This is a genomic window from Mycobacterium europaeum (assembly GCF_002102155.1).
GTDB lineage: Bacteria > Actinomycetota > Actinomycetes > Mycobacteriales > Mycobacteriaceae > Mycobacterium > Mycobacterium europaeum.
In genome coordinates, this window is record NZ_LQOU01000062.1 from 1 (window position 1) to 1,063 (window position 1,063).

General features: G+C 69.8%; 1 protein-coding gene. It reads left to right on the plus strand.

What is annotated here, in order from left to right; translation table 11 throughout:
- A partial coding sequence (locus AWC03_RS24045) for a condensation domain-containing protein (RefSeq protein WP_142278506.1) occupies positions 1-1,063 on the plus strand: 1,063 nt, incomplete at both ends.

Here is a 1,063-nt window from a genome sequence, read left to right on the forward strand (position 1 = left end):
GTTGGGGTACGTGCGCCGGGCGGGGCTGACCGGGTCGCGGTTCGTGGCGTGTCCGTTCGGTGGGGTGGGGACGCGGATGTATCGGACGGGCGATCTGGTGTGGTGGGGCGTCGACGGGCAACTACGGTATGTGGGGCGCGCCGACGAGCAGGTCAAGATCCGCGGTTACCGTATCGAATTGGGGGAAATCCAAGCCGCGATAACGGCTTTGGATGGGGTCGGGCAGGCGGTGGTGATCGCCCGCGAGGACCGCCCCGGCGACAAGCGCCTGGTCGGCTACCTCACCGGCACGGCCGACCCCGACGGGGTGCGCACCGCGCTGGGCGAGCGGCTGCCCGGTTACATGATCCCGGCCGCCATCGTCGCCCTCGAGTCGCTGCCGATGACCCTCAACGGCAAACTCGACACCCGCGCGCTTCCGGCACCGGAATACGCCGCCGGTGATGGCTACCGCGCCCCGGCCAGTGCGGTCGAGGAGATCCTGGCCGGAATCTACGCCCAAGTCCTGGGCCTCACCCGGGTCGGCGTGGATGACTCCTTCTTCGATCTGGGCGGGGATTCGCTGTCTGCGATGCGCCTGGTCGCCGCGGTGAACGCCGCTCTGAACGCGAACCTTTCGGTGCGGACGTTGTTCGAGGCGCCGACCATTCGCCGGCTGGTGCCCCGCCTGGGTGAGGGCGAGGGCCGCCTCCCGCGGGTGGTGGCCGGCCCCCGGCCGGCGGTGGTGCCGTTGTCGTTCGCCCAGTCCCGGTTGTGGTTCCTCGACCAACTGCACGGGTCGTCGCCCGTGCACAACATGGCCGTGGCCCTGCGCTTGCGCGGACGCCTGGATGTCGACGTCCTCGGGGCGGCGCTGGCCGACGTGGTGGCCCGGCATGAAAGCCTGCGCACGATTTTCGTCGCGCCCGACGGGACCCCGCAACAAGTGGTTGTCCCGGTCGGCCACTTCGATTTCGGCTGGCAAGTCGTCGATGCCGGCGGGTGGCCGGCGGATCGGTTGCAGGGGGCGGTTGAGGCGGCGGCGTGTTATTCGTTTGATTTGGCGGTGGAGATTCCGTTGCGG